General features: G+C 23.9%; 2 pseudogenes. Both read left to right on the forward strand.

Annotated features, from left to right (window positions below):
• A pseudogene (locus ELQ11_RS09605) lies at nt 1–263 on the forward strand (autotransporter outer membrane beta-barrel domain-containing protein); the annotation flags it as partial.
• Between the two features lie 219 nt (nt 264–482).
• A pseudogene (locus ELQ11_RS09610) lies at nt 483–763 on the forward strand (hypothetical protein); the annotation flags it as partial.

Consider the following 763-nt stretch of genomic DNA (forward strand, 5'->3'; position numbering starts at 1 on the left):
TTAGAGATTGGTTGCCTAATTTAAAAACTTCAGTAGAACTTGGAGCTAAGTTTAATATCAATCCTAAAGTAGAAGCTGAGGCTAGATTTGGAAATATAAAAGTAAGTGATGAGTTTGATTTACCAAGAGTACAAAAATTTGTAAGTACTTCTTTAATTATTCCTGTTAATGAAGCTTTCTATTTTAGTTTAAACTATAATGGAATGTTTGATAAAGATGGCAATACCCATACAGGATTTGCTCAGTTTAATTATCTTTGGTAATCTTATAAAAGATCCTACTTAGTTTAATTAGTTTTTACTCTCCTACTTGTTAAAATTTCATCCTGATAATTTTAAAATTATTAGGATGGATGTTGTTATTGTATTTATTTTTTTATTTTTTTATTTTTGTTTTATTATTTAATTTTATAAAAATATAATTATCTTTTTATGCAACTTATAAGATAATATTGGATTTTAATGTAACTATCAAGGAAAAATATGTTTGATAAAATTCATTATTATTATTTTAATGCTAATTATGAAAAATGTTTAAACTTGAGTGAGCAATTTTTAAAAGAAAGTCCAAAATTTGCTTTAGAATTTGCTATGCTTTCTTCTTATAAACTTTCTCTTTTTCAAAAAGCTTTATATTATGCTCAAGAGCTTTTTTCTTTAAATCCTACAAGTTTTAATGGTCTTATGCTTGCTAAAAGCTATATTGAAAATTTAAGACTTGATGAAGCCTTGAATTTATTACAAACACTTTTAACTCGCAAAGA

This window comes from Campylobacter sp. US50a, from assembly GCF_004379015.1.
Classification (GTDB): domain Bacteria; phylum Campylobacterota; class Campylobacteria; order Campylobacterales; family Campylobacteraceae; genus Campylobacter_D; species Campylobacter_D jejuni.